This window comes from Comamonas sp. A23, from assembly GCF_004522605.1.
GTDB classification, from domain to species: domain Bacteria; phylum Pseudomonadota; class Gammaproteobacteria; order Burkholderiales; family Burkholderiaceae_C; genus Comamonas; species Comamonas thiooxydans.
On the sequence record NZ_RSDT01000005.1, the window covers coordinates 116,866 to 134,878 of the forward strand.

Sequence of the window (18,013 nt, forward strand, 5' to 3'; positions counted from 1 at the left end):
GTGTGCCACGGGCCGGAGCATGCCGAGTTGCCCGCTGTCAATGACCCATCCTGCGGCCCTGTCAGTCTCAAATCTGCCGCAGCTGGCTTCACAATGTCATGGAAAACAACCGAGCCGAACAAGGAGAGTGAGTTCATGTCACGCAATTTTGTGAGCACTGCGGCTGTTGCGCTGGCGATTGCGGCCTTGATGGCTGCCTGCGACAAGACCAAGGCACCATCTCCCACCGCCGCTGCAGCGGATGCCCGGGCAGCGGCTGCTGCGGCTGCAGCCGCCCCGCCCGATGCCATGCCCCAGACCCAAGAGCCCGCTGCCACGGCGCAGATCGAGGAGGCGGCCACGCTCTCCATCGAGGAAGTGCGCGTTCCCCATGTGGCCAAGGACGGCGAGCCAAGCCTGGACAGCCTCAAGCCGCTGCAGGGCAAGTACCGCTGGGACGGCGTGGACTATGTGAAGGACGGCGTGCTGGCCCAGCGGCTGAAGACGCTGATGGGCGGCAGTCAGTACGAGACGCTGCTCAAGAATCTGCAGGCCCTGGGCCCGCTGGAGCCCTCTGCAGGGCTGCTCTATGTGATGGGAAATCGCCAGCACCAAGGGGGCGAGGAAATGGCCGCCGTGGTGATTGATCCCGTGCGCAACGGCTTGCGTGTCTGGTTGCTCAGCGAGGGCAGGCAGACCGTGTTCACCGATGTGGATGGCGCAGACATCCCCTGGCCCAGCGCGGTTGAGAACATGCTGCGCAATATCGTTGCCTCTCGCTAAAGCCCCGGTCAATGCAAAAAGCCCTGCACAGCAATGCAGGGCTTTTTTGTCGGCGATGCCAGGATCAGCCGCGCGTCAGCACCACGCCGGGGTTCATGAGGCCCTGGGGGTCCAGCGCATTCTTGATGGCGCGCATCATCTGCAGCGCAACGGGGGACTGGTATTTTTCGAGCTTGTCCGTCTTGAGTGCGCCCACGCCATGTTCGGCCGAGAACGAGCCGCCGAAGGCGTCCACGGCCTCGTAGACCAGGTGGTTGACCAGGGCCTCCTTGTCGCGCAGAAAGGCCTTGCCGTCCTCGCCCTCGGGAACCTGCACGTTGTAGTGCAGATTGCCGTCGCCCAGATGGCCGAAGTTGACCAGACGCACGCCGGGAATCTCGCGCTTGAGCACGGCGTCGGCATGCTCGACAAATGCCGGAATGCGCGAGGCTGCGACCGAGATATCGTGCTTGATGTTGAGGCCTTCCTCGGCCTGGGCCAGAGGAATGCTCTCGCGGATATGCCAGAGGTCATGGGCCTGGGTCAGGCTCTCCGCCACCACGGCGTTGACCACGCAGCCGTCCTCAAAGGCCAGCTCCAGCAAGTGCTCGAAGCGCAGGCGCGCATGCTGCTCGGACTCGCTGTCGCTGTTCTCCAGCAGCACGCAATAAGGGGCTTCGTCGCCCATGTCGGCAAAGGGCACGCGCAGCTGCGGCATGTGCTTGACGACCAGGCTCAGTGCGAACTGGCCCATGACTTCAAATCCCGTCAGTCCCGCACCCAGGTGCTGGTGCGCGAGGCCCAGCAGGCGCACGGCGGCCTCCATGGAGGGCACGGCGGCAAAGGCCGTGAGCTGGGCGGCCGGCTGCGGGAACAGCTTCATGGTGGCGGCGGTGATGATGCCCAGCGTGCCTTCGCTGCCGATGAACAGATCGCGCAGGTCATAGCCGGTGTTGTCCTTGCGCAGGCCCTTGAGGCCGTCCCAGATTTCGCCCTGGGGCGTCACCACTTCCAGGCCCAGGCACAGATCGCGGGTGTTGCCATAGCGCACCACCTGTGTGCCGCCGGCGTTGGTGCCCAGATTGCCGCCGATCGTGCAGCTGCCTTCGGCGGCCAGCGACAGGGGGAACAGCAGGCCTTGCTGGTCGGCCAGCTCCTGCAGGTTCTGCAAAATGCAGCCGGCTTCGACGGTGAAGGTCAGATTGTCCTTGTCGATATGGCGCACGGCGTTCAGGCGCGTCAGGCTGAGCACGACCTGCCGGCCGCTGTCGTCGGGGGTGGAGCCTACGGAAAGCCCGGTATTGCCGCCCTGGGGCACGATCTGCACGCCGGCTGCGGCGCAGGCCTTGACCACGCCGGCCACCTCGGCCGTGTTTCCGGGGCGCACCACGGCCAGGGACTTGCCGTGCACGCGCTTGCGCCAGTCCTGTTCGTAGGCGCTGAGGTCGCCATCGGTCAGCACATGGGGAGCGCCCACAATCTGGCGCAGGGATTCAAGCAAAGCGGTGGAAGTCATGACAAGCAGGCCGCAGCAGCGGCGGCAGAGAGGGGAGACAGTCGGAAATCCTAAGCCAGGCACAGGGCCGCAGCCGGAAAACCATGAAGCCGCAAGCGTAGAGCATGGCAGACTACGGGGCAATCGAAATAAATTGCTTGGTTATGCCGGTTTTTCCGAATAATGTCAGCCTGCGCCAGTTGCGCGCCTTTGACGAGGTGGCGCGCCAGGGCGCGTTTGCCCCGGCAGCCCGCGAGCTGTGCCTGACGCAGTCGGCCCTGTCCGAATCCATTCGCCAGCTAGAAGATGCCCTGGGCCTGCGACTGTTTGACCGCACCACGCGAACCGTGGGGTTGACGGCCGCCGGTCAGGCCTTTTTGCTCGATGTGCGCCAGGCCTTCGAGACGCTGGAGCAGGGCTTTCAGAACCTGGGCGATCTGGCCGCACTGCGCCGCGGCAAGGTGCGCATTGCTGCCGCTCCGTCGGTGCTGGCCGTGCTGCTGCTGCCGGTGCTGCCGGCCTTGAGGGTCCGGCATCCGGGCATCGAGGTGGATCTGATTGAGGACAGCGCCGAAGGCATTGCCCAGCGCGTGCAGGCCGGCAGCGTGGATTTCGGCGTGGGAGCGGCACATCCGGCCGGCGGCGATTTGCTGACCCAGCCGCTGATCAGCGATGCCATGGGGCTGGTGGCCAGGCTCGATGAGCCCTTGCTGCAGGCCAGGCGGCTGACGGCGGCCGATTTGGCCCGGCTGCCCCATCTGGCTTTTGTGGGCCTGACCACCGATACCGCCATCAGCCAACTGCTGGCTTCGGCACCGGGCATGCCGCAGAACCTGCTGCAGACACCGCTGCGCCTGTCCAATCCGCAATTGCTGTTCGAGGCCGTGAGTCTGGGCCTGGGCGTCAGCATCGTTCCGGCGCTGACGGCGCGCCACCCTTCACTGGGTCTGCAGGGCGATCTGGGCTTTCGCCTGCTGGACGAGCCGCGCATTCTGCGCCGCACGCTGCTGATTCAGCGCCCGCGCCGTGCGCTGTCACCGGCCGCGCAACTGCTGTTCGATGCGCTGGCGGCGCAGGTGCGGACGCTGGCGCAGTTCGAAGGCATCACGCCTGATTGAGCCGGGCCGCCTTGACGGCACGTTGGCGCAGGCGCACATGGGCTGCGCAGGCGATGAAGAGCAGCACGCACAGCGCCACCTCTGCCAGCGCCAGCCAGCGGCTGGGCGCGGCATCGCTCCAGGCCCGCACCACGCCTTCGGTGAAGTACAGCCAGACCAGCAGACTGAGCCAGCGATAGGTGTACATGCGGCGCTTGAGCAGGCCGATCACGGCGAACGCCAGCGGCAGGGCCTTGAGAAACAGCCAGGTGCCGCCCTCGCGCAGCGGTGCCAGCCACAACTCCCAGGCCACGCACAGCAGCATCAGTGCCAGCAGGCTGCCCACGGCCAGCCAGCGCGTGGCGGCCACATCGGAGCCGGGCTGCTGGATTGGTGAAGAAGTGTTTTCGGCGGCTTGGGGCGAGAGGGCGTCGGTCATAGCAGTGGCATCATATCGGTCATGCCAGCTCTGTTTGAATCCGGTCGTTTTGTTTTGCGTTCTGCGCTTGATGTTGCGCAGCACCCGTCCTCCTTTTGCGTTCGTGAAGGAGTGCCGTCATGAAGAAAAACGAGCGTGCCGGCTTTTGGGCTGCGTTGGAAGGCAAGACGCAGCAAGCCAGGCCGGTGACGGAAGATCGGGACCGTGTGGTATCGCCGGCGTCGACAGCCGCACCTGCTGCAGCGCATGCAGCGAACGTTGCCGCCGAGCCCAGACAGGTCGAGCAGCGTCAGGAACCCAGCCTCGATGGTCCGGGCCTGCCGCTGGAGCCAGTGTTCGAACCCATGCCCGATCTTGGCAACGACCTGGCTCGGCCCGAACCCGTGCCAGCTCCTGCCGCGACGCCTGCGGCGGCATTCAGCACGGCAGCTCAGGGCTGGACCAGCTATTCCACGCCGAATACGACGCCAGCCCAGGACCAGAAAGCAGTGCATGCTTGCGTTTCAGGAGTGATCGACAGTCCCGACGGCGGCTCGGAGCGCGTTGCCGAGAGCCCGCGCAGCCGCAAACTCGACAAGGCCAGGGCGCTGGCAGCTAGCTGCAAGGATCTGGCCGGGCGTATCCCCAAGCCCCAGATGCCCAGCCAGCAGGAGCTCAAGACTGCCTTGCGCCGCAGGAGCCGCCGTGCGCAGCAGCGCCTGCGTACCTTCCCCTGGCACAACACGGCCCAGGTGCTGCTGGCGCGCTTCAAGGAAGACCGCCTGGGCGTGACGGCCAGCAGTCTTACTTTTACATCGCTGCTGGCGCTGGTGCCATTTTTTACCGTGGCGCTGGCCTTGTTCACGGCTTTCCCGATCTTTGGCAAGGCGCAGAAGGTGCTGGAGCGCTGGCTGATGGACAGCTTGATTCCCGAGACCATTGCGCGCCAGGTGCTGGGCTATCTCACGCAGTTTGCCTCCAAGGCCAGCCAGCTGGGCCTGGTCGGCTTTTCCATACTGATGGTCACGGCCATTGCGCTGATCCTGACCATAGACCGCACGCTCAACAACATCTGGCGCGTGCGCCAGCTCAGGCCGCTGGGCCAGCGCGTGTTGATCTACTGGGCCGCCATCACGCTGGGGCCGCTGCTGCTGGGCCTGAGCCTGGTGCTGTCGTCCTATGTGATGTCGGCCTCCAAGGGCATGGTCAATGCGCTGCCCGGCAGCCTGCGCTTTGTCTTTGATTCCATAGAGTTCGTGGTGCTGGCCGCCGGCATGGCTGGGCTCTACCACTATGTGCCCAACACGCCTGTGCGCTGGCGCCATGCCTTGGTGGGGGGCGTGTTTGTGGCCGTGTTCATGGAAGTGGCCAAGAAGGTGCTGGGCCTGTATCTGTCGTCCGTGCCGACCTACTCGGTGATCTACGGCGCGTTTGCCACGCTGCCCATCTTGCTGATCTGGATGTATGTGGCCTGGAGCATTGTGCTGCTGGGGGCTCTGGTCACGGCCTATCTGCCCACGGTGCTTGCCGGGGTGGAACGGCTGACAGGACACCGTGGCTGGCAGTTCGAGCTGGCCGTCGAGGTGCTGCAATGCCTGGCCAAGGAGCGCGAGCTGCCGCACAAGGGCCTGTATGTGCACCAGCTTTCGCGGCGCCTGCGTGTGGAAGCCTCCCAGATTCAACCCGTGCTGCAGGCGCTGGCCAAGCTGGACTGGGTCGGGGCCGTGCAGCCGCCCGATGCCTATGTGTCGCTTGAGAGCACCGAGCCGCGCTATGTGCTGCTGGTCGATCCGCATGCCACGCGGGTCGAGCCCCTGGTGCAGAGCCTGTTGCTCGAGCCCTCAGAGGCCGTGCGGCCGCTGTGGCAGCGTGCCCAGCTCGATGCCATGACCGTGGCCGAGCTGATTGCGGCGCCTGGAGGCAATATTCATAGAGTTTGATGGCGGTGGGCGGATATCTATGAATATCTGCACTCAAGACAGGACAGCCGATTCGCTGCCCGCAAAGCAGGCCAGCGGGCGCGCTTCAGAGGGGAGTGGCGCTACATCTTGATGCGGCCCAGCAAGATGTCGCGCCACATCATCCAGTCGCCGAGAAAGCTGTAGAGCGGGCGCTTGAAGCTGGCGGGCTTGTTTTTCTCAAAGCCGAAATGCCCCACCCAGGCAAAGGCATAGCCGCAGATCAGGCCTGCGAGCAAATACCACCAGTCGCCCGTCAAAAACAGCGCCAGCAGAAACACCAGCGACAGGCTGGTGCCGATGAAGTGCAGCCGTCTGCAGGTGGCGTTGCTGTGCTCGCCCAGGTAGAAGGGATAGAACTCGGCAAAGCTCTTGAACTGGCGCGGGTCCACGCTGGCTTTGACAGCGTCGTCCGGTTCTGAGGTCGTGGTCTGTGACATGGCGAACCCCGGTGAAGTTGATGCTGTTTTTATACTGCCGGCAGCATGGCCAGGCCAGCGGGTTAGCGAGTGCTGGCAAGTTGCAGCCGGAGGTCTTCGTCACCTGAACGACAGGCTATATACGGTAAGACTGCGCAAAATCGGCCAGATTCGCCATCTTTGAGGCCACTCCAGCTTCTGGCAAAGCTGCCATGAGCGTTCTCTTGCTAAGGTGGCAGTACACCTCATCGCCATTCAACCCAGATCCTGCCCATGTTTGACGACACCATGCCGCCCGTTGTGATCAGCTCCAGTGAAACCCGTGTTCAGACGCCCGACGGGCAGCTCCATGTCAAACGCTGGCAAGCGCAGGGCGGGGCGGTCAAGGCGCCGCTGGTGCTGATGCACGACTCTCTGGGTAGCGTGGATCTGTGGCGCGAATTTCCCGCGCAGCTGGCCGCGTCCACCGGGCGTGAAGTCATTGCCTATGACCGCCTGGGTTTCGGCCATTCAGACCCCAATCCGCATCGGCTTCAACCCAGTTTTGTGGAGAGCGAGGTTGCCGCCGGCTTCACGCCGCTTCACCGGGCGCTGGGCCTGGGCGATTTCGTGATGCTGGGACACAGCGTGGGCGGCGGCATGGCGGCCATGGTGGCAGCTGCGTATGGACGGCAATGCCAGGCGTTGATTACCGAATCGGCCCAGAGCTTTGTCGAAGACCGCACCTTGCAGGGCATCAGGGCGGCGCGAGACAACTTTGCCCAGCCCGGCCAACTGGAGCGGCTTGCCCGCTACCATGGCGACAAGGCAGCCTGGGTGCTGTCAGCCTGGGTGGACACCTGGCTGAGCCCGCCTTTCGCGCATTACCGGCTGGATGCGGCCTTGAGACAGGTGCATTGCCCGGTGCTGGCGATTCACGGCGAGCTCGATGAATTCGGCTCCCTCGTGCATCCGGAGAACATCTGCACCTGGGCGCAGGGCCCTTGCGAAGCGGAAATCATTGCCGGCGGCGGCCATGTGCCGCACCGCGAGCTGCCCGAGCGCATCAGCAGTCGCATCGCCGGTTTTCTGTCAAAAATCGCCTGACTCTGTTTGAGCCAGGCGCCCACGGGCGTAGTCGACCAGATCGGCCGGGTAGTGGGGGCTGCTGCGCAAAGCGCTGTCATCCCAGTCATAGAGCACGGCCAGGGCGGCCACCTCCAGTGCCCAGTAGCCCGTGCCCAGCCATGGACTGCCTTTCTTCTGCTGCTTGGGCGAGAGCTTGAGAAACTCCTGGTACTGGGCTTGCAGATAGGGCAGCAGCGGGTCAGGCAGGGCTTCGAGCTGTTCAAAAAAAGGCTTCATGGCGCCGTAAGGGCGTTTGTGGAAAAGCTCCTCGCTGACCTGCTGCAGCTGCAGACCGCCTGCGCACAGATAATCCAGCAACTGGTCCGTATCGAAGGCCAGCACATGCTCATCAATCGCCGGTACGTCATCCTGTGCATCCAGCAGCGTGGCCAGCGACAGCAGGGTCACGGCAACAGCGTAGTCGTCAGTGCGCGTGTTGATGGGCGCACCTACGCCATAGTCCTCGCCAGTCTCCTGCGCCATGCTGGCGCGCGCATGCTCGGCCACCGAGGCGGCATCAATCCACAGTGCGACGACTTCCTGGTAGATGGGGCGCAGCACATCGCCGCAGAGGCCCAGATCGATGCCATAGATCAGCAGCCAGCGCGCCTGCTCGCCCACTTCCTTCCATTTCCAGTAGTTCTCCAGCGCGGCATGTGCCTGGAAATCCTGGTGAGCTTTATAGCTATCGCTGTTGGCAAAGCGCTTGAGCGCGCTCAGTGCTTCCTTCCAGTCGGCTTTTTTATCGCTCAGATTGAGATTGCGCCGGGGCTGCAAACCGGTCAGTGAAATTTTGGCCCATTCGGCGCAGGCGGCAGCCAGTTGGCCGTGGTGCTGGAAGGTTTGGCTCATGGCCCAAGCTTAATGGCTCATGCCGCGAGAAAATCCCGAATCGCAAACAGCGTCGCGTCGGGTGACTCCGTCATCTGGTTGTGGCCGTTGGGAATGAGCTGCACGCTCACCGTTTTGCCCGCGCCTTTGGCGGCCTCTATCAAGCCTTTTGCAGCCTTGGGTGGTGTCATCTGGTCTTGCTCGCCCAGCACAAACAGAAGCGGGCAGCTGACCTGCGTCATGGCCGCTTCGCCGCCCGCATAGCTGTCACAGGCCTTGAAGCCTGCATGCAGCAGATTCGTGTGAGCGTTGCTGGCCAGCACGCGGCGGCCCAGGGCCATGCCGGCGCCAAACACCCAGCTGCCTGCGCCATTGGGCGGTGCCAGCGTGGTGCGCGAGAAGGTGTTGACCATCTGGATGGCTTTCTCGGGCGTATTCAGGGCCGACTCCAGCAGCGAGGGCGAGACCTTCATGGGGAAGGCCGTGCCCACCAGCACCAGATGGCTGATGCGGTCCCCAAGCCTGGCCGCGGTCTCCATGGCAATCAGGCTGCCCCAGCTATGGCCGATCAGCGCAGCTTGCTGCAGGTTTGCCGCATCCATCAGCGCGCCGATGAAGGTCGCAGCTTCTTCGACAGTTTGCGGGGCCTGGCCGCTGCTTTTGCAATGGCCAGGCAAATCGATGGCCAGCACGTTCCAGCCGTGATTGGCCATGTAGCGGCTTTGCAGCGCCCAGACGCTGTGATCGCAGAGCACGCCGTGGATGAAAATGGCCGTGGGCTTGGCCGCGTCGAAAGCCTTGCCGCCGGTGTAGGCGTAGATGTCTGCGCCTTGCACATTGATTTGCATGTTTGTCTCCGGTTCTGTTCTTTGTGACTCAGCAGTGTTCATTCAGCCATTGCTGAGCCAGTTCGCGTATGTGGTCACTGGCATCGTGTTCTGCGGCATGCTCAATCGTGGCGCGCTGCGCTGTGCCGGCTTTTTTCCAATACCGCAGGCCCAGCATGGCCTGATAACGTACGCCTTCGTTGCGGTCGTGACTCAGGGCCTGTGCCAGTACAGGAGTGATGCGCCTGCCCGCGGCGGCCCCAAGGCTTCGCTCTCCCATGATGCAAGCCGCATGAACGCGCACCAGAGCGTGAACGGACTGCAGAGCGAGCAGGGCTTGCTCCAAATCCTCAACCCGAAGGCTGCAATAACCGGTTCCGGGTGATAGCTCTTCATTCAGCGCCCGGGTCAAGGCCGGATGCTTGAGGTTCAGTGCCCGCTCCAGTGGCGCGTAGTCAAGGTGCAGGGCCGTGGTTCCTGGCTTGCTGTTCCAGGCGCGGTAGGGGTAGGCAATGCCTTGCGCGATTCTGTCCACAGGCACGGCCGTGGCGCCTATTTGCTGCTGCAGCCATTCCTGGTCACCTAGCGACCCCAAGGCACTGGCGCACCAGCCTCGCTCGCTTTCTTCCCTGGGGCTGTGGACGGGGGCCTGAACCTGCTGACGCAGTGCAGTCAGTACCTGTTCGTCCCGGTAAGCCATCTGGGCCAGCAACATGGCCGCACGCCACTGTTTGCCAGGCCGAGTCAGCATGGGCAGCAGCGCATGAGCCACCTGGCTGTGATCCATGGCAAGCAGCGCAGCCTCAGCCTCCTCGCTCAGCAATTGCGCCTCTTTGTGGCTCAGTCCCAGTTCCGTGCACCCGATACCTTCCAGGCAGCTCAGATGGTATTGCAGCTGTTGAGCGGGGGAGAGCGCGGTAACTCTGGCGCGTCTTTGCGCTTCCTGGTCATGGCTGGGAAACAATGCAAGAAAGCGCGCCTCCCCCATGCTCTCGCGTGCCAGGGCTTCGCACTCCTGAGTGTCTTCCACGTAGATCAGCACCGCAAACTCTGGAGTGAGCTGGCTGGACCAGGGCGATTTTTGGCAGGCTTTGGTCAGTTGCTTGCAGATGCGGGTCAGCGCCTTGATCAGATGCGCCTCGGTACGCAACCAGTGGGCAGGCGTGCTTTTATTGGCCTCGGCCAGCAAGGCTTGCTCCAGTTGCTCCAACTCCTGAGAGTCCGAGGCCGAATCCAGCTCCTCCCATTCCCAATCCGGCGGGTTCCAGCGCAGACTGCCCAACTGGCCGGTATCCAGGTCGAATTCGGACAAGCGACCCTGCGGCTCGGGGACATTCACCATTTGTGAATAGGCCTGCTCGCTATTGGCAGACAGCGTGGGCAGGTAAATGGGGCCGTCCTGCTCGCGATACAGGCCGTTCAAGGCCAGTGCGTAGATGCTTTCTTGAGGGGTCGCGGCCAGGAACGCCTGAGCATCTTGCCAGTAGATGCTGAATAAAGTCTGTTCAAACTGCTTCCAGTCCAGCGATGCAGAAGTTGTGGCAACCATGGTTGTTCAGGTCTCTCAGACGGCTTTCTCGGCCGCCTTCAGTGCGCGCTTGAGGTCGTCGATCAGGTCGTCGGCATCTTCCAGGCCGATCGACAGCCGGATCGTGCCCTGGCCGATGCCGGCCTGGGCCAGAGCCTCGTCGCTCATGCGGAAATGCGTGGTGCTGGCGGGGTGGATCACCAGCGAGCGGCAGTCGCCCACATTGGCCAGATGGCTGAAGACCTTCAGCGTTTCGATGAACTTCTTGCCCTGGTTGCGGTTGCCGGCAATGTCAAAGCTGAACACCGAGCCGGCGCCGCGCGGCAGCAGCTTCCTGGCCAGAGCGTGCGAGGGGTGGGTCTCCAGCATGGGGTGACCCACGCGGCTGACCAGCGGGTGGCTGGCGAGGAACTGCACCACTTTTTCGGTGTTGCGCATATGGCGCTCCATGCGCAGCGGCAGGGTTTCGATGCCCTGCAGGATCAGCCAGGCACTGTGCGGGCTCATGCAGGCGCCGAAGTCACGCAGGCCTTCGCGGCGGGCGCGCAGCAAGAAGGCGCCGGTGGTGGACTCCTCGCTGAACACCATGTTGTGAAAGCCGTCATAGGGCTGGGTCAGCTCGGGAAAGCGCCCCGATTTTTCCCAGTCGAAGCTGCCGCCATCGACGACGATGCCGCCAATCACCGTGCCGTGGCCGGACAGAAACTTGGTGGCCGAGTGGTAGACGATGTCCGCGCCATGCTCGAAAGGCTTGATCAGCCAGGGCGAGGTCAGCGTCGAGTCCACCAGCAGCGGCACGCCGGCTTCGTGGGCGATCTGGCGGACCGTGGGAATGTCCAGCACATCGAGTCCGGGGTTGCCCACGGTCTCGCCAAAGAACAGCTTGGTGTTGGGGCGCACCGCAGCCTTCCAGCCATCGATGTCGCCTGGCTTGACGAAGGTAGTCTCTATGCCGAAGCGCGCCAGCGTGTAGTGCAGCAGGTTCTGCGAGCCGCCATACAGGGCCGTGCTGGCCACGATATGGCTGCCCGCGCCCATCAGCGTGGCAATCGACAGGTGCAGCGCCGCCTGGCCGCTGGCCACGGCAATCGCGCCCACGCCGCCTTCCAGGGCCGAGACGCGTTGCTCGAGCACTGCATTGGTGGGGTTGGAGATGCGGCTGTAGACGTGGCCGGGGCGCTCCAGATTGAACAGGCTTGCCGCGTGGTCGCTGGATTCGAAGACAAAGGACGTGGTCAGGTGGATGGGTACGGCACGTGCGCCGGTGGCGGGGTCGGGCTGGGCGCCTGCATGCAGGCTCAGGGTGTCAAAGCCGGGGTCAGAGTAGCCGGGCATGTTTTGTCTCCATGGCTGGTTTTGATCGACGCAATGTGTGATCGAGCACGCAATCAAATATCGATTTGGTCGGATAGACGAATGAATATGTGGGAATTCATATGTTTCGTCATTGATTTAGTTTTTCTCAATGCAAGCCATTGTGGGCTATATTTGTGCACGCACCTGCATTCTGTGCAAAGCGATGCCGCATGTGCTGACACATGCAGGACAAAAGCTGCCACAGCGTGCCAAACAGATTCGGAGAACAGCAATGAAAGTTAGTGACATCCTGCGCGTCAAAGGCAATACCCTGTACACGGTGTCGCCCGACGAAAGCCTGGCCGCGGCGGTGCAGGTGATGTCGGAGAAGGACATTGGCTCGCTGGTCGTGATGGATCACGGCGATGTGGTGGGCATGCTCACCTTCCGCGAAGTGATCCAGGGTTTTGTGAAGACCGGCGGCGTGGAGAACATCTCCGTGCGCGGCGCCATGGACGACGCGCCCATGACCTGCACCATGGAAACCGATATGGACGAGGTGCGCCGCATGATGCTGGACCGCCATGCGCGCTACATGCCCGTGATGGACAAGCGCATGCTGATGGGCGTGATCTCGCTGTATGACGTGGCCAAGGCCGTGGTGGACAGCCAGAACTTCGAGAACCGCATGCTCAAGGCCTATATCCGCGACTGGCCCGAAGGCGAGCGCCAGGGCGCCGAATAAGCCAGCTTTTGCTGCAGACCCCGCCGAGGCGGGGTTTTTCATGTCCAGCCTGATGTGCTCTGCAGGCGACGCAGCGCTGCCTTATGGCTGTCGGTCGGCTGGGCTGTGCGGGCTCTGCAATACAGTCGTTGGCGGCTTTGCCTTGCGCAGACCCTTGAGCAGAAGCCCCACAAAGCACAGCAAGGCGACACCCAGGCCCACCATCATGCCGATCACGGCCTTGCCGTAGCCGCAGGCATACTGGCCCGCGCAGCGCGACGGTGCAAATTCGAAGAACAGCAGACCGCCGACGCCGCCGATCACCACGGACACCAGGGCCGAGGCCAGAATAAACGCAAGTTTGAGCATGGTGAAAAGACTTTAGGCAGGACAGTGTGCAGCCGTCAATCATCACTTCAACGATAATCGGCAGCCTATGAGCGGCAATACCTTCGGCACAATTTTCACGGTCACCAATTTCGGTGAGTCCCACGGTCCGGCCATTGGCTGTGTGATTGACGGCTGCCCTCCGGGCATGGCCTTGAGCGAGGCGGACATCCAGCATGATCTGGATCGACGCCGCCCCGGCACCAGCAAGTTCGTCACGCAGCGCAACGAGCCCGATGCCGTGGAGATTCTCTCCGGCGTCTACGAAGGCAAGACCACGGGCACGCCGATTGCGCTGCTGATCCGCAACACCGACCAGCGCAGCAAGGATTACTCCAATATCGCGCAGAGCTTTCGTCCCGGTCATGCCGACTATGCCTATTTCCAGAAGTACGGCATCCGTGATCCGCGCGGCGGCGGTCGCTCCTCGGCACGCCTGACGGCGCCCACCGTGGCTGCGGGTGCCGTGGCCAAGAAGTGGCTCAAGGAAAAGTTCGGCACCGAGTTCCGCGCCTGCATGACCCAGATCGGCGAGCTGCCCATAGGTTTCGAGAGCTGGGAGCATGTGCCGAACAACCCCTTTTTCGCGCCCGTGGCCGATGTGAGCCGCTTCGAGGAATACATGGAGCAGCTGCGCAAGAGCGGCGATTCCTGCGGCGCGGCGCTGCGTGTGAACGCCAGCAATATGCCGGTCGGCCTGGGCCAGCCCCTGTATGACCGCCTGGACGCCGACATCGCCTACGCCATGATGGGTCTGAACGCCGTCAAGGCCGTGGAGATCGGCGCGGGCTTTGACAGTGTGGCCCAGCGCGGCACCACGCACGGCGATTCGCTGAGCCCCGAGGGTTTCCGCAGCAATAACGCGGGCGGCATCGTGGGCGGCATCAGCACCGGCCAGGATCTGGAAGTGCGTATCGGCATCAAGCCCACCAGCTCCATCATCACGCCGCGTGAGTCCATAGACGTGCACGGCCAGAGCACCGAAGTCATCACCAAGGGGCGCCACGACCCCTGCGTGGGCATCCGCGCCGCGCCGATTGCCGAGGCGCTGCTGGCGCTGGTGGTGATGGACCATGCGCTGCGCCACCGCGCGCAGAATGCCGATGTGGATTCCGGCCTGGCTCCGATTCCTGCCTCGGCCAGCTGACATCACCTAGACCTTTTTGTGCGTTAAAACCTCTGACTCAGGAGAGTCTGATGGTTGCAACTGACAAAAAACCGGATCAACGCCAGTCTCGCGCCCTGTCGCCAGGCTGGCGTTGTGCTTTTCGCAATGCCTTCCGCCCCATGTGCGCTGGGCTGTTCGTGCTGGTTTTGAGTGCTTGCGGTGGCGGTGCGCTCAGGCCTGCCAGCATGGAGATCACCGTGCTGGGCTTCAATGACCTGCACGGCCATCTGGAGCCGCCCGGACTGGCCGTGACGGCCCAGAACGCGCAGGGACAGAACATTGCCGTGCCCGCTGGTGGCGTTGCCTACATGGCCCGGGCCATCGCCCAGCGCCGCCAGGCCAGCCGCCATGTGGCGCTGGTCACGGCCGGGGACATGATCGGGGCCTCGCCCATGGTCTCTGCGCTGTTTCTCGATGAGCCGACGATAGAGGTGCTCAACCTCATGAGGGTGGACTTCGCGGCCACCGGCAATCACGAATACGACCAGGGCGTGGCCGAGCTGCTGCGCATGCAGCATGGGGGCTGCGAGAAGTTCACCAGCAAGCAGCCATGTCAGATCAACCAGCCTTTCAGGGGTGCGCAGTTCCCGTTTCTCGCGGCCAATACGCTGCGCGGCGACGGCCGGTCGCTGTTTCCGGCGACCGGGGTGAAGTTCTTCGAGCAAGACGGTCTGCGCATAGGCGTGGGCTTCATCGGCATGACGCTCAGGAACACGCCGCATATGGTGCGGCCCAGTGGGGTCAGGGGGCTGAGGTTTGCCGACGAGGCACAGACGGCCAATGCGCTGATTCCACAGCTGCGTGCGCAGGGCGCCGATGTGATCGTGCTGCTGATCCATGAGGGCGGGGCCACCACTTCGGGCCTGCAGGACGATAGCTGCCAAGGTCTGTCCGGTGCCATCGTGCCGATTCTGGAGCAGCTCTCCAGCGAGGTCGATGTGGTGATTTCCGGTCACACCCATCGCTCCTATATCTGCGATTACGCCAGGGTGAATCCCCGCAAGCCCTTTTTGCTGACCAGCGCCGGCCAGTACGGCACGCTGCTGACCGAAATCCGGCTCACGGTGGATGCGCGCGCACGTCACGTGATCCGCAAATCCGCGCACCAGACCATCGTGCAGGGCGAGGGCTATCGCAGCGTTGGCGGCATGGTGAGCTTGCAGCCCGAGTTTGTAGTCTTTGATGCCGATGCCGAAGTGGCGGCGCTGGTTGCTCGTTACAAGGCTGCGGCCCGGCCGCTGGCCGAGGCCGTTGCAGGGCGGCTGGCCGGACCTGTCAGCCGCATGACGCAAGCCAATGGCGAAAGCGTGATGGGGCGCATCGTGGCCGACGCCATACTCGCGGCCACGCGCGATGCCTCAGCGGGTGGGGCACAACTGGCCTTTGTGAACCCCGGCGGTGTGCGCGCCGACCTGCTGCCTGCGGCTGACGGCAGCGTGAACTATGGACAGTTGTTCAGCGTTCAGCCGTTCGGCAATACGCTGATGGTGATGGGCCTGACGGGCGAGCAGATTCGCCAGGCGCTGGAGCAGCAGTTCGACAGCGGCAGCAACACCGTGAATGCGCCGCGCATTCTGCAGGTGTCCGAGGGCTTCAGCTACCGCTTTGACCGCAGCCAGCCCGCGGGTCGGCGCGTGAGCGAGCTGCGCCTCAACGGTCGATTGCTCGAGATGTCACAGCGCTACCGCGTGGGACTGCAAAGCTATCTGGGCAGCGGCGGCGACAACTTCAGTATCTTCACGCAAGGCATCGACGTGGTGGGTGGCATGCCGGATCTGGATGCCCTGGCCGAGCATGTACGCGAACAAAGCCGCAGCGGGCCGATGGCGCTACCTTTAAAGGAGCGTATTACGCGCGTTCATTAAGGAAACAAGATAGATATCTATTTGATTCCCTTTGAAATAATGCGCATGAAGCTCATGATTTCATAGCAAATGCTTGCCGTCAATCGCGCAAAACAAAAGCCACCCGAGGGTGGCTTTTGGCATGGCATGGCGGTCAGGGCCAGGCCTAGGGCTTTTTGGCGGCCTTGGCCTTGGGGCTGCGAACCTCATCCATGATGTTCTTGAAGTCGTCCACATCCTCGAAGCTGCGGTAGACGCTGGCAAAGCGGATATAGCCGACCTTGTCCAGGCCCTTGAGTTCATCCATCACCAGCTCGCCGAGGCGGCTGGAATCGATTTCACGCTGGCCCAGATTGAGCAACCTGTCCTCGATGCGCTCTATGGCGGCATCTATGAGTTCGGTGCTCACGGGGCGCTTGCGCAGCGCGATCTGAAAAGAGCCTTGCAGCTTGGCGCGCTCGTATTCGATACGGCGGCCGTCTCTCTTGACCACGGTCGGAAAGCTGACCTCGGGGCGCTCGTAGGTCGTGAAGCGCTTGTCGCAGCCGCCGCAGCGGCGGCGGCGGCGAATGAAGCCCCCGTCCTCGGACTCGCGGGTTTCAACCACTTGCGTGTCCGGATGGTTGCAGAAGGGGCACTTCATGACAGCTCAGCGCAGCAGGAATTACTTGCTGTAGACAGGGAACTTGGCGGTCAGCGCGGCCACCTTGGCGCGCACGGCGGCCAGATTGGCTTCGTCTTCGGGCTTGTCCAGCACGTCAGCCACCAGATTGGCAGTGATGCGGGCTTCTTCCTCGCCGAAACCACGGGTGGTCATGGCGGGCGTGCCGATACGGATGCCGCTGGTCACGAAAGGCTTCTCGGGGTCGTTGGGGATGGCGTTCTTGTTCACGGTGATGTGAGCCAGACCCAGGGCCGCTTCGGCAGCCTTGCCGGTAATGCCCTTGGCGCGCAGGTCCACCAGCATCACGTGGCTTTCGGTGCGGCCGGAGACGATGCGCAGACCGCGCTCGGTCAGCGTTTCGGCAAACACCTTGGCGTTGTTCACGACCTGTTCCTGGTAGGCCTTGAACTCGGGAGTCAGGGCTTCCTTGAAGGCCACGGCCTTGCCTGCGATGACATGCATCAGGGGGCCGCCTTGCAGGCCGGGGAAGATGGCGCTGTTGATGGCCTTCTCGTGCTCGGCCTTCATCAGGATCACGCCGCCACGAGGGCCGCGCAGGCTCTTGTGGGTTGTGGTGGTGACCACGTCGGCGTGGGGCACGGGGTTGGGGTACACGCCTGCGGCGATCAGGCCGGCATAGTGGGCCATGTCCACCCAGAAGATGGCGCCGACTTCCTTGGCTATTCTTGCGAAGCGCTCGAAGTCGATGCGCAGGGCATAGGCGGAAGCACCAGCCACGATGATGCGGGGCTTGTGCTCGCGGGCCAGCTCTTCGAGCTTGTCGTAGTCGATGGCTTCGTCGGCATTCAGACCGTAGGAGACGGCCTTGAACCATTTGCCGGACATGTTCAGCGCCATGCCGTGGGTCAGGTGACCGCCTTCGGCCAGGCTCATGCCCAGAATGGTGTCGCCTGGCTTGGCGAAAGCCATCAGCACAGCCTGGTTGGCCTGAGAGCCGGAATTGGGTTGCACATTGGCGGCTTCGGCGCCAAAGATCTGCTTGATGCGGTCAATGGCCAACTGTTCGACCACGTCCACATGCTCGCAGCCACCGTAGTAGCGCTTGCCGGGGTAGCCTTCGGCGTACTTGTTGGTCAGCTGGGAGCCCTGGGCTTCCATCACGGCGGGCGAGCAGTAGTTCTCGCTGGCAATCAGCTCGATGTGCTCTTGCTGGCGATGGTTTTCAGCTTCAATAGCTGCAAACAGTTCGGGGTCGACTTTCGCGACGGTATCGGTGCGTTGAAACATGGCAGTCCTGTGAACTTAGAAATTCCCTTGAGGCCAAGGGCTGCCCAGGCGAACGGCTGAAACGCTTGCAGGCTGCAGTCGCTGCGGCTCTGGGCGGTACGCTCCCCGGTGGTTCACAGACCTTGCAGTCTGCCGGATTCCACGTCAGCGGCAGAAAATTCTGCGCCTATCGCCAGTTGCGTACACCCGCTAGTGTAGCTGAGCTGGCATGGCTGAAGAACCTATGCCCGTTTTTCCCGCAGGACCTGGCCGGGGCATAAA

17 protein-coding genes and 1 riboswitch are annotated in these 18,013 nt (G+C 63.1%); of the genes, 7 read left to right on the plus strand and 10 right to left on the minus strand.

Annotated elements, in window-relative coordinates:
• The first annotated feature begins 135 nt into the window (after window positions 1-135).
• Complete coding sequence (locus EIC84_RS13510; protein WP_003063760.1) at window positions 136-762, plus strand: hypothetical protein; 627 nt, start codon at window positions 136-138, stop codon at window positions 760-762.
• Between the two features lie 64 nt (window positions 763-826).
• Here EIC84_RS13510 and EIC84_RS13515 read toward each other — a convergent pair whose 3' ends face one another.
• Window positions 827-2,257 carry an FAD-binding oxidoreductase gene (locus EIC84_RS13515; protein WP_003063759.1) on the minus strand — a complete coding sequence of 477 codons (1,431 nt, stop codon included), beginning with the start codon at window positions 2,255-2,257 and terminating at the stop codon, window positions 827-829.
• A gap of 143 nt (window positions 2,258-2,400) precedes the next feature.
• Between EIC84_RS13515 and EIC84_RS13520 the strand changes: the two genes are divergently transcribed.
• Window positions 2,401-3,354 carry a LysR family transcriptional regulator gene (locus EIC84_RS13520; protein WP_003063758.1) on the plus strand — a complete coding sequence of 318 codons (954 nt, stop codon included), beginning with the start codon at window positions 2,401-2,403 and terminating at the stop codon, window positions 3,352-3,354.
• On the opposite strand, the gene EIC84_RS13525 is transcribed toward EIC84_RS13520, so the two are convergent.
• Complete coding sequence (locus EIC84_RS13525) at window positions 3,341-3,856, minus strand: DUF2069 domain-containing protein (protein WP_003063757.1); 516 nt, start codon at window positions 3,854-3,856, stop codon at window positions 3,341-3,343. The genes EIC84_RS13520 and EIC84_RS13525 overlap by 14 nt on opposite strands.
• 551 nt (window positions 3,857-4,407) lie before the next feature.
• Between EIC84_RS13525 and EIC84_RS13530 the strand changes: the two genes are divergently transcribed.
• A complete protein-coding gene (locus tag EIC84_RS13530) occupies window positions 4,408-5,691 on the plus strand; it encodes a YhjD/YihY/BrkB family envelope integrity protein (protein WP_237704426.1) in 1,284 nt (427 codons plus the stop codon).
• A gap of 101 nt (window positions 5,692-5,792) precedes the next feature.
• Here EIC84_RS13530 and EIC84_RS13535 read toward each other — a convergent pair whose 3' ends face one another.
• The gene (locus EIC84_RS13535) at window positions 5,793-6,149 is read right to left on the minus strand and encodes a DUF962 domain-containing protein (RefSeq protein ID WP_003063755.1); all 357 of its coding nucleotides are present in this window, start codon (window positions 6,147-6,149) and stop codon (window positions 5,793-5,795) included.
• Between the two features lie 252 nt (window positions 6,150-6,401).
• Between EIC84_RS13535 and EIC84_RS13540 the strand changes: the two genes are divergently transcribed.
• Window positions 6,402-7,214 carry an alpha/beta fold hydrolase gene (locus EIC84_RS13540; RefSeq protein WP_003063754.1) on the plus strand — a complete coding sequence of 271 codons (813 nt, stop codon included), beginning with the start codon at window positions 6,402-6,404 and terminating at the stop codon, window positions 7,212-7,214.
• Here EIC84_RS13540 and EIC84_RS13545 read toward each other — a convergent pair.
• Genes EIC84_RS13545 through EIC84_RS13560 form a run of 4 tightly spaced genes read right to left on the minus strand, consistent with a single transcriptional unit; the run spans window position 7,200 to window position 11,756 of the window.
• Window positions 7,200-8,087: a PoNe immunity protein domain-containing protein gene (locus tag EIC84_RS13545; protein ID WP_003063753.1), complete on the minus strand. Its 888-nt coding sequence runs from the start codon at window positions 8,085-8,087 to the stop codon at window positions 7,200-7,202. The two genes, EIC84_RS13540 and EIC84_RS13545, sit on opposite strands and share 15 nt — an antisense overlap.
• Before the next feature lie 17 nt (window positions 8,088-8,104).
• Complete coding sequence (locus EIC84_RS13550; RefSeq protein ID WP_003063752.1) at window positions 8,105-8,914, minus strand: alpha/beta fold hydrolase; 810 nt, start codon at window positions 8,912-8,914, stop codon at window positions 8,105-8,107.
• A 28-nt stretch (window positions 8,915-8,942) separates the two neighbouring features.
• Window positions 8,943-10,442: a DUF4303 domain-containing protein gene (locus EIC84_RS13555; RefSeq protein WP_003063751.1), complete on the minus strand. Its 1,500-nt coding sequence runs from the start codon at window positions 10,440-10,442 to the stop codon at window positions 8,943-8,945.
• A 15-nt stretch (window positions 10,443-10,457) separates the two neighbouring features.
• Window positions 10,458-11,756 (minus strand): O-acetylhomoserine aminocarboxypropyltransferase, encoded by a 1,299-nt coding sequence (locus EIC84_RS13560; protein ID WP_003063749.1) that lies wholly within the window; start codon window positions 11,754-11,756, stop codon window positions 10,458-10,460.
• A 253-nt stretch (window positions 11,757-12,009) separates the two neighbouring features.
• On the opposite strand from EIC84_RS13560, the gene EIC84_RS13565 reads away from it, so the two are divergent.
• Window positions 12,010-12,462: a CBS domain-containing protein gene (locus tag EIC84_RS13565; RefSeq protein WP_003053381.1), complete on the plus strand. Its 453-nt coding sequence runs from the start codon at window positions 12,010-12,012 to the stop codon at window positions 12,460-12,462.
• A gap of 81 nt (window positions 12,463-12,543) precedes the next feature.
• Here EIC84_RS13565 and EIC84_RS13570 read toward each other — a convergent pair whose 3' ends face one another.
• Window positions 12,544-12,810 carry a hypothetical protein gene (locus tag EIC84_RS13570; RefSeq protein WP_003063747.1) on the minus strand — a complete coding sequence of 89 codons (267 nt, stop codon included), beginning with the start codon at window positions 12,808-12,810 and terminating at the stop codon, window positions 12,544-12,546.
• Window positions 12,811-12,877: 67 nt separating this feature from the next.
• Between EIC84_RS13570 and aroC the strand changes: the two genes are divergently transcribed.
• Window positions 12,878-13,975: a chorismate synthase gene (gene aroC, locus EIC84_RS13575; protein ID WP_003063745.1), complete on the plus strand. Its 1,098-nt coding sequence runs from the start codon at window positions 12,878-12,880 to the stop codon at window positions 13,973-13,975.
• Between the two features lie 50 nt (window positions 13,976-14,025).
• On the plus strand, window positions 14,026-15,861 hold the full coding sequence (locus tag EIC84_RS13580; protein WP_003063743.1) for a bifunctional UDP-sugar hydrolase/5'-nucleotidase: 1,836 nt from the start codon (window positions 14,026-14,028) through the stop codon (window positions 15,859-15,861).
• 145 nt (window positions 15,862-16,006) lie between these two features.
• Here the strand turns inward: EIC84_RS13580 and nrdR are convergent, their stop codons facing one another.
• Both nrdR and glyA read right to left on the minus strand, forming a co-directional pair.
• Window positions 16,007-16,483, minus strand: a complete 477-nt coding sequence (gene nrdR, locus EIC84_RS13585) for a transcriptional regulator NrdR (RefSeq protein WP_003053388.1) — start codon at window positions 16,481-16,483, stop codon at window positions 16,007-16,009.
• 21 nt (window positions 16,484-16,504) lie between these two features.
• The gene (gene glyA / locus EIC84_RS13590) at window positions 16,505-17,752 is read right to left on the minus strand and encodes a serine hydroxymethyltransferase (protein ID WP_003063740.1); all 1,248 of its coding nucleotides are present in this window, start codon (window positions 17,750-17,752) and stop codon (window positions 16,505-16,507) included.
• 35 nt (window positions 17,753-17,787) lie between these two features.
• Window positions 17,788-17,942: riboswitch (ZMP/ZTP riboswitch) on the minus strand.
• Window positions 17,943-18,013 lie beyond the last annotated feature (71 nt).

Excerpts from the sequence above, each read along its gene's own strand:
- EIC84_RS13510 (WP_003063760.1), top strand. The coding sequence starts at position 136 with ATGTCACGCAATTTTGTGAGCACTGCGGCTGTTGCGCTGGCGATTGCG.
- EIC84_RS13515 (WP_003063759.1), bottom strand. The coding sequence starts at position 2,257 with ATGACTTCCACCGCTTTGCTTGAATCCCTGCGCCAGATTGTGGGCGCT.
- EIC84_RS13520 (WP_003063758.1), top strand. The coding sequence starts at position 2,401 with ATGCCGGTTTTTCCGAATAATGTCAGCCTGCGCCAGTTGCGCGCCTTT.
- EIC84_RS13530 (WP_237704426.1), top strand. The coding sequence starts at position 4,408 with ATGCCCAGCCAGCAGGAGCTCAAGACTGCCTTGCGCCGCAGGAGCCGC.
- EIC84_RS13535 (WP_003063755.1), bottom strand. The coding sequence starts at position 6,149 with ATGTCACAGACCACGACCTCAGAACCGGACGACGCTGTCAAAGCCAGC.
- EIC84_RS13540 (WP_003063754.1), top strand. The coding sequence starts at position 6,402 with ATGTTTGACGACACCATGCCGCCCGTTGTGATCAGCTCCAGTGAAACC.
- EIC84_RS13545 (WP_003063753.1), bottom strand. The coding sequence starts at position 8,087 with ATGAGCCAAACCTTCCAGCACCACGGCCAACTGGCTGCCGCCTGCGCC.
- EIC84_RS13550 (WP_003063752.1), bottom strand. The coding sequence starts at position 8,914 with ATGCAAATCAATGTGCAAGGCGCAGACATCTACGCCTACACCGGCGGC.
- EIC84_RS13555 (WP_003063751.1), bottom strand. The coding sequence starts at position 10,442 with ATGGTTGCCACAACTTCTGCATCGCTGGACTGGAAGCAGTTTGAACAG.
- EIC84_RS13560 (WP_003063749.1), bottom strand. The coding sequence starts at position 11,756 with ATGCCCGGCTACTCTGACCCCGGCTTTGACACCCTGAGCCTGCATGCA.
- EIC84_RS13565 (WP_003053381.1), top strand. The coding sequence starts at position 12,010 with ATGAAAGTTAGTGACATCCTGCGCGTCAAAGGCAATACCCTGTACACG.
- EIC84_RS13570 (WP_003063747.1), bottom strand. The coding sequence starts at position 12,810 with ATGCTCAAACTTGCGTTTATTCTGGCCTCGGCCCTGGTGTCCGTGGTG.
- aroC (WP_003063745.1), top strand. The coding sequence starts at position 12,878 with ATGAGCGGCAATACCTTCGGCACAATTTTCACGGTCACCAATTTCGGT.
- EIC84_RS13580 (WP_003063743.1), top strand. The coding sequence starts at position 14,026 with ATGGTTGCAACTGACAAAAAACCGGATCAACGCCAGTCTCGCGCCCTG.
- nrdR (WP_003053388.1), bottom strand. The coding sequence starts at position 16,483 with ATGAAGTGCCCCTTCTGCAACCATCCGGACACGCAAGTGGTTGAAACC.
- glyA (WP_003063740.1), bottom strand. The coding sequence starts at position 17,752 with ATGTTTCAACGCACCGATACCGTCGCGAAAGTCGACCCCGAACTGTTT.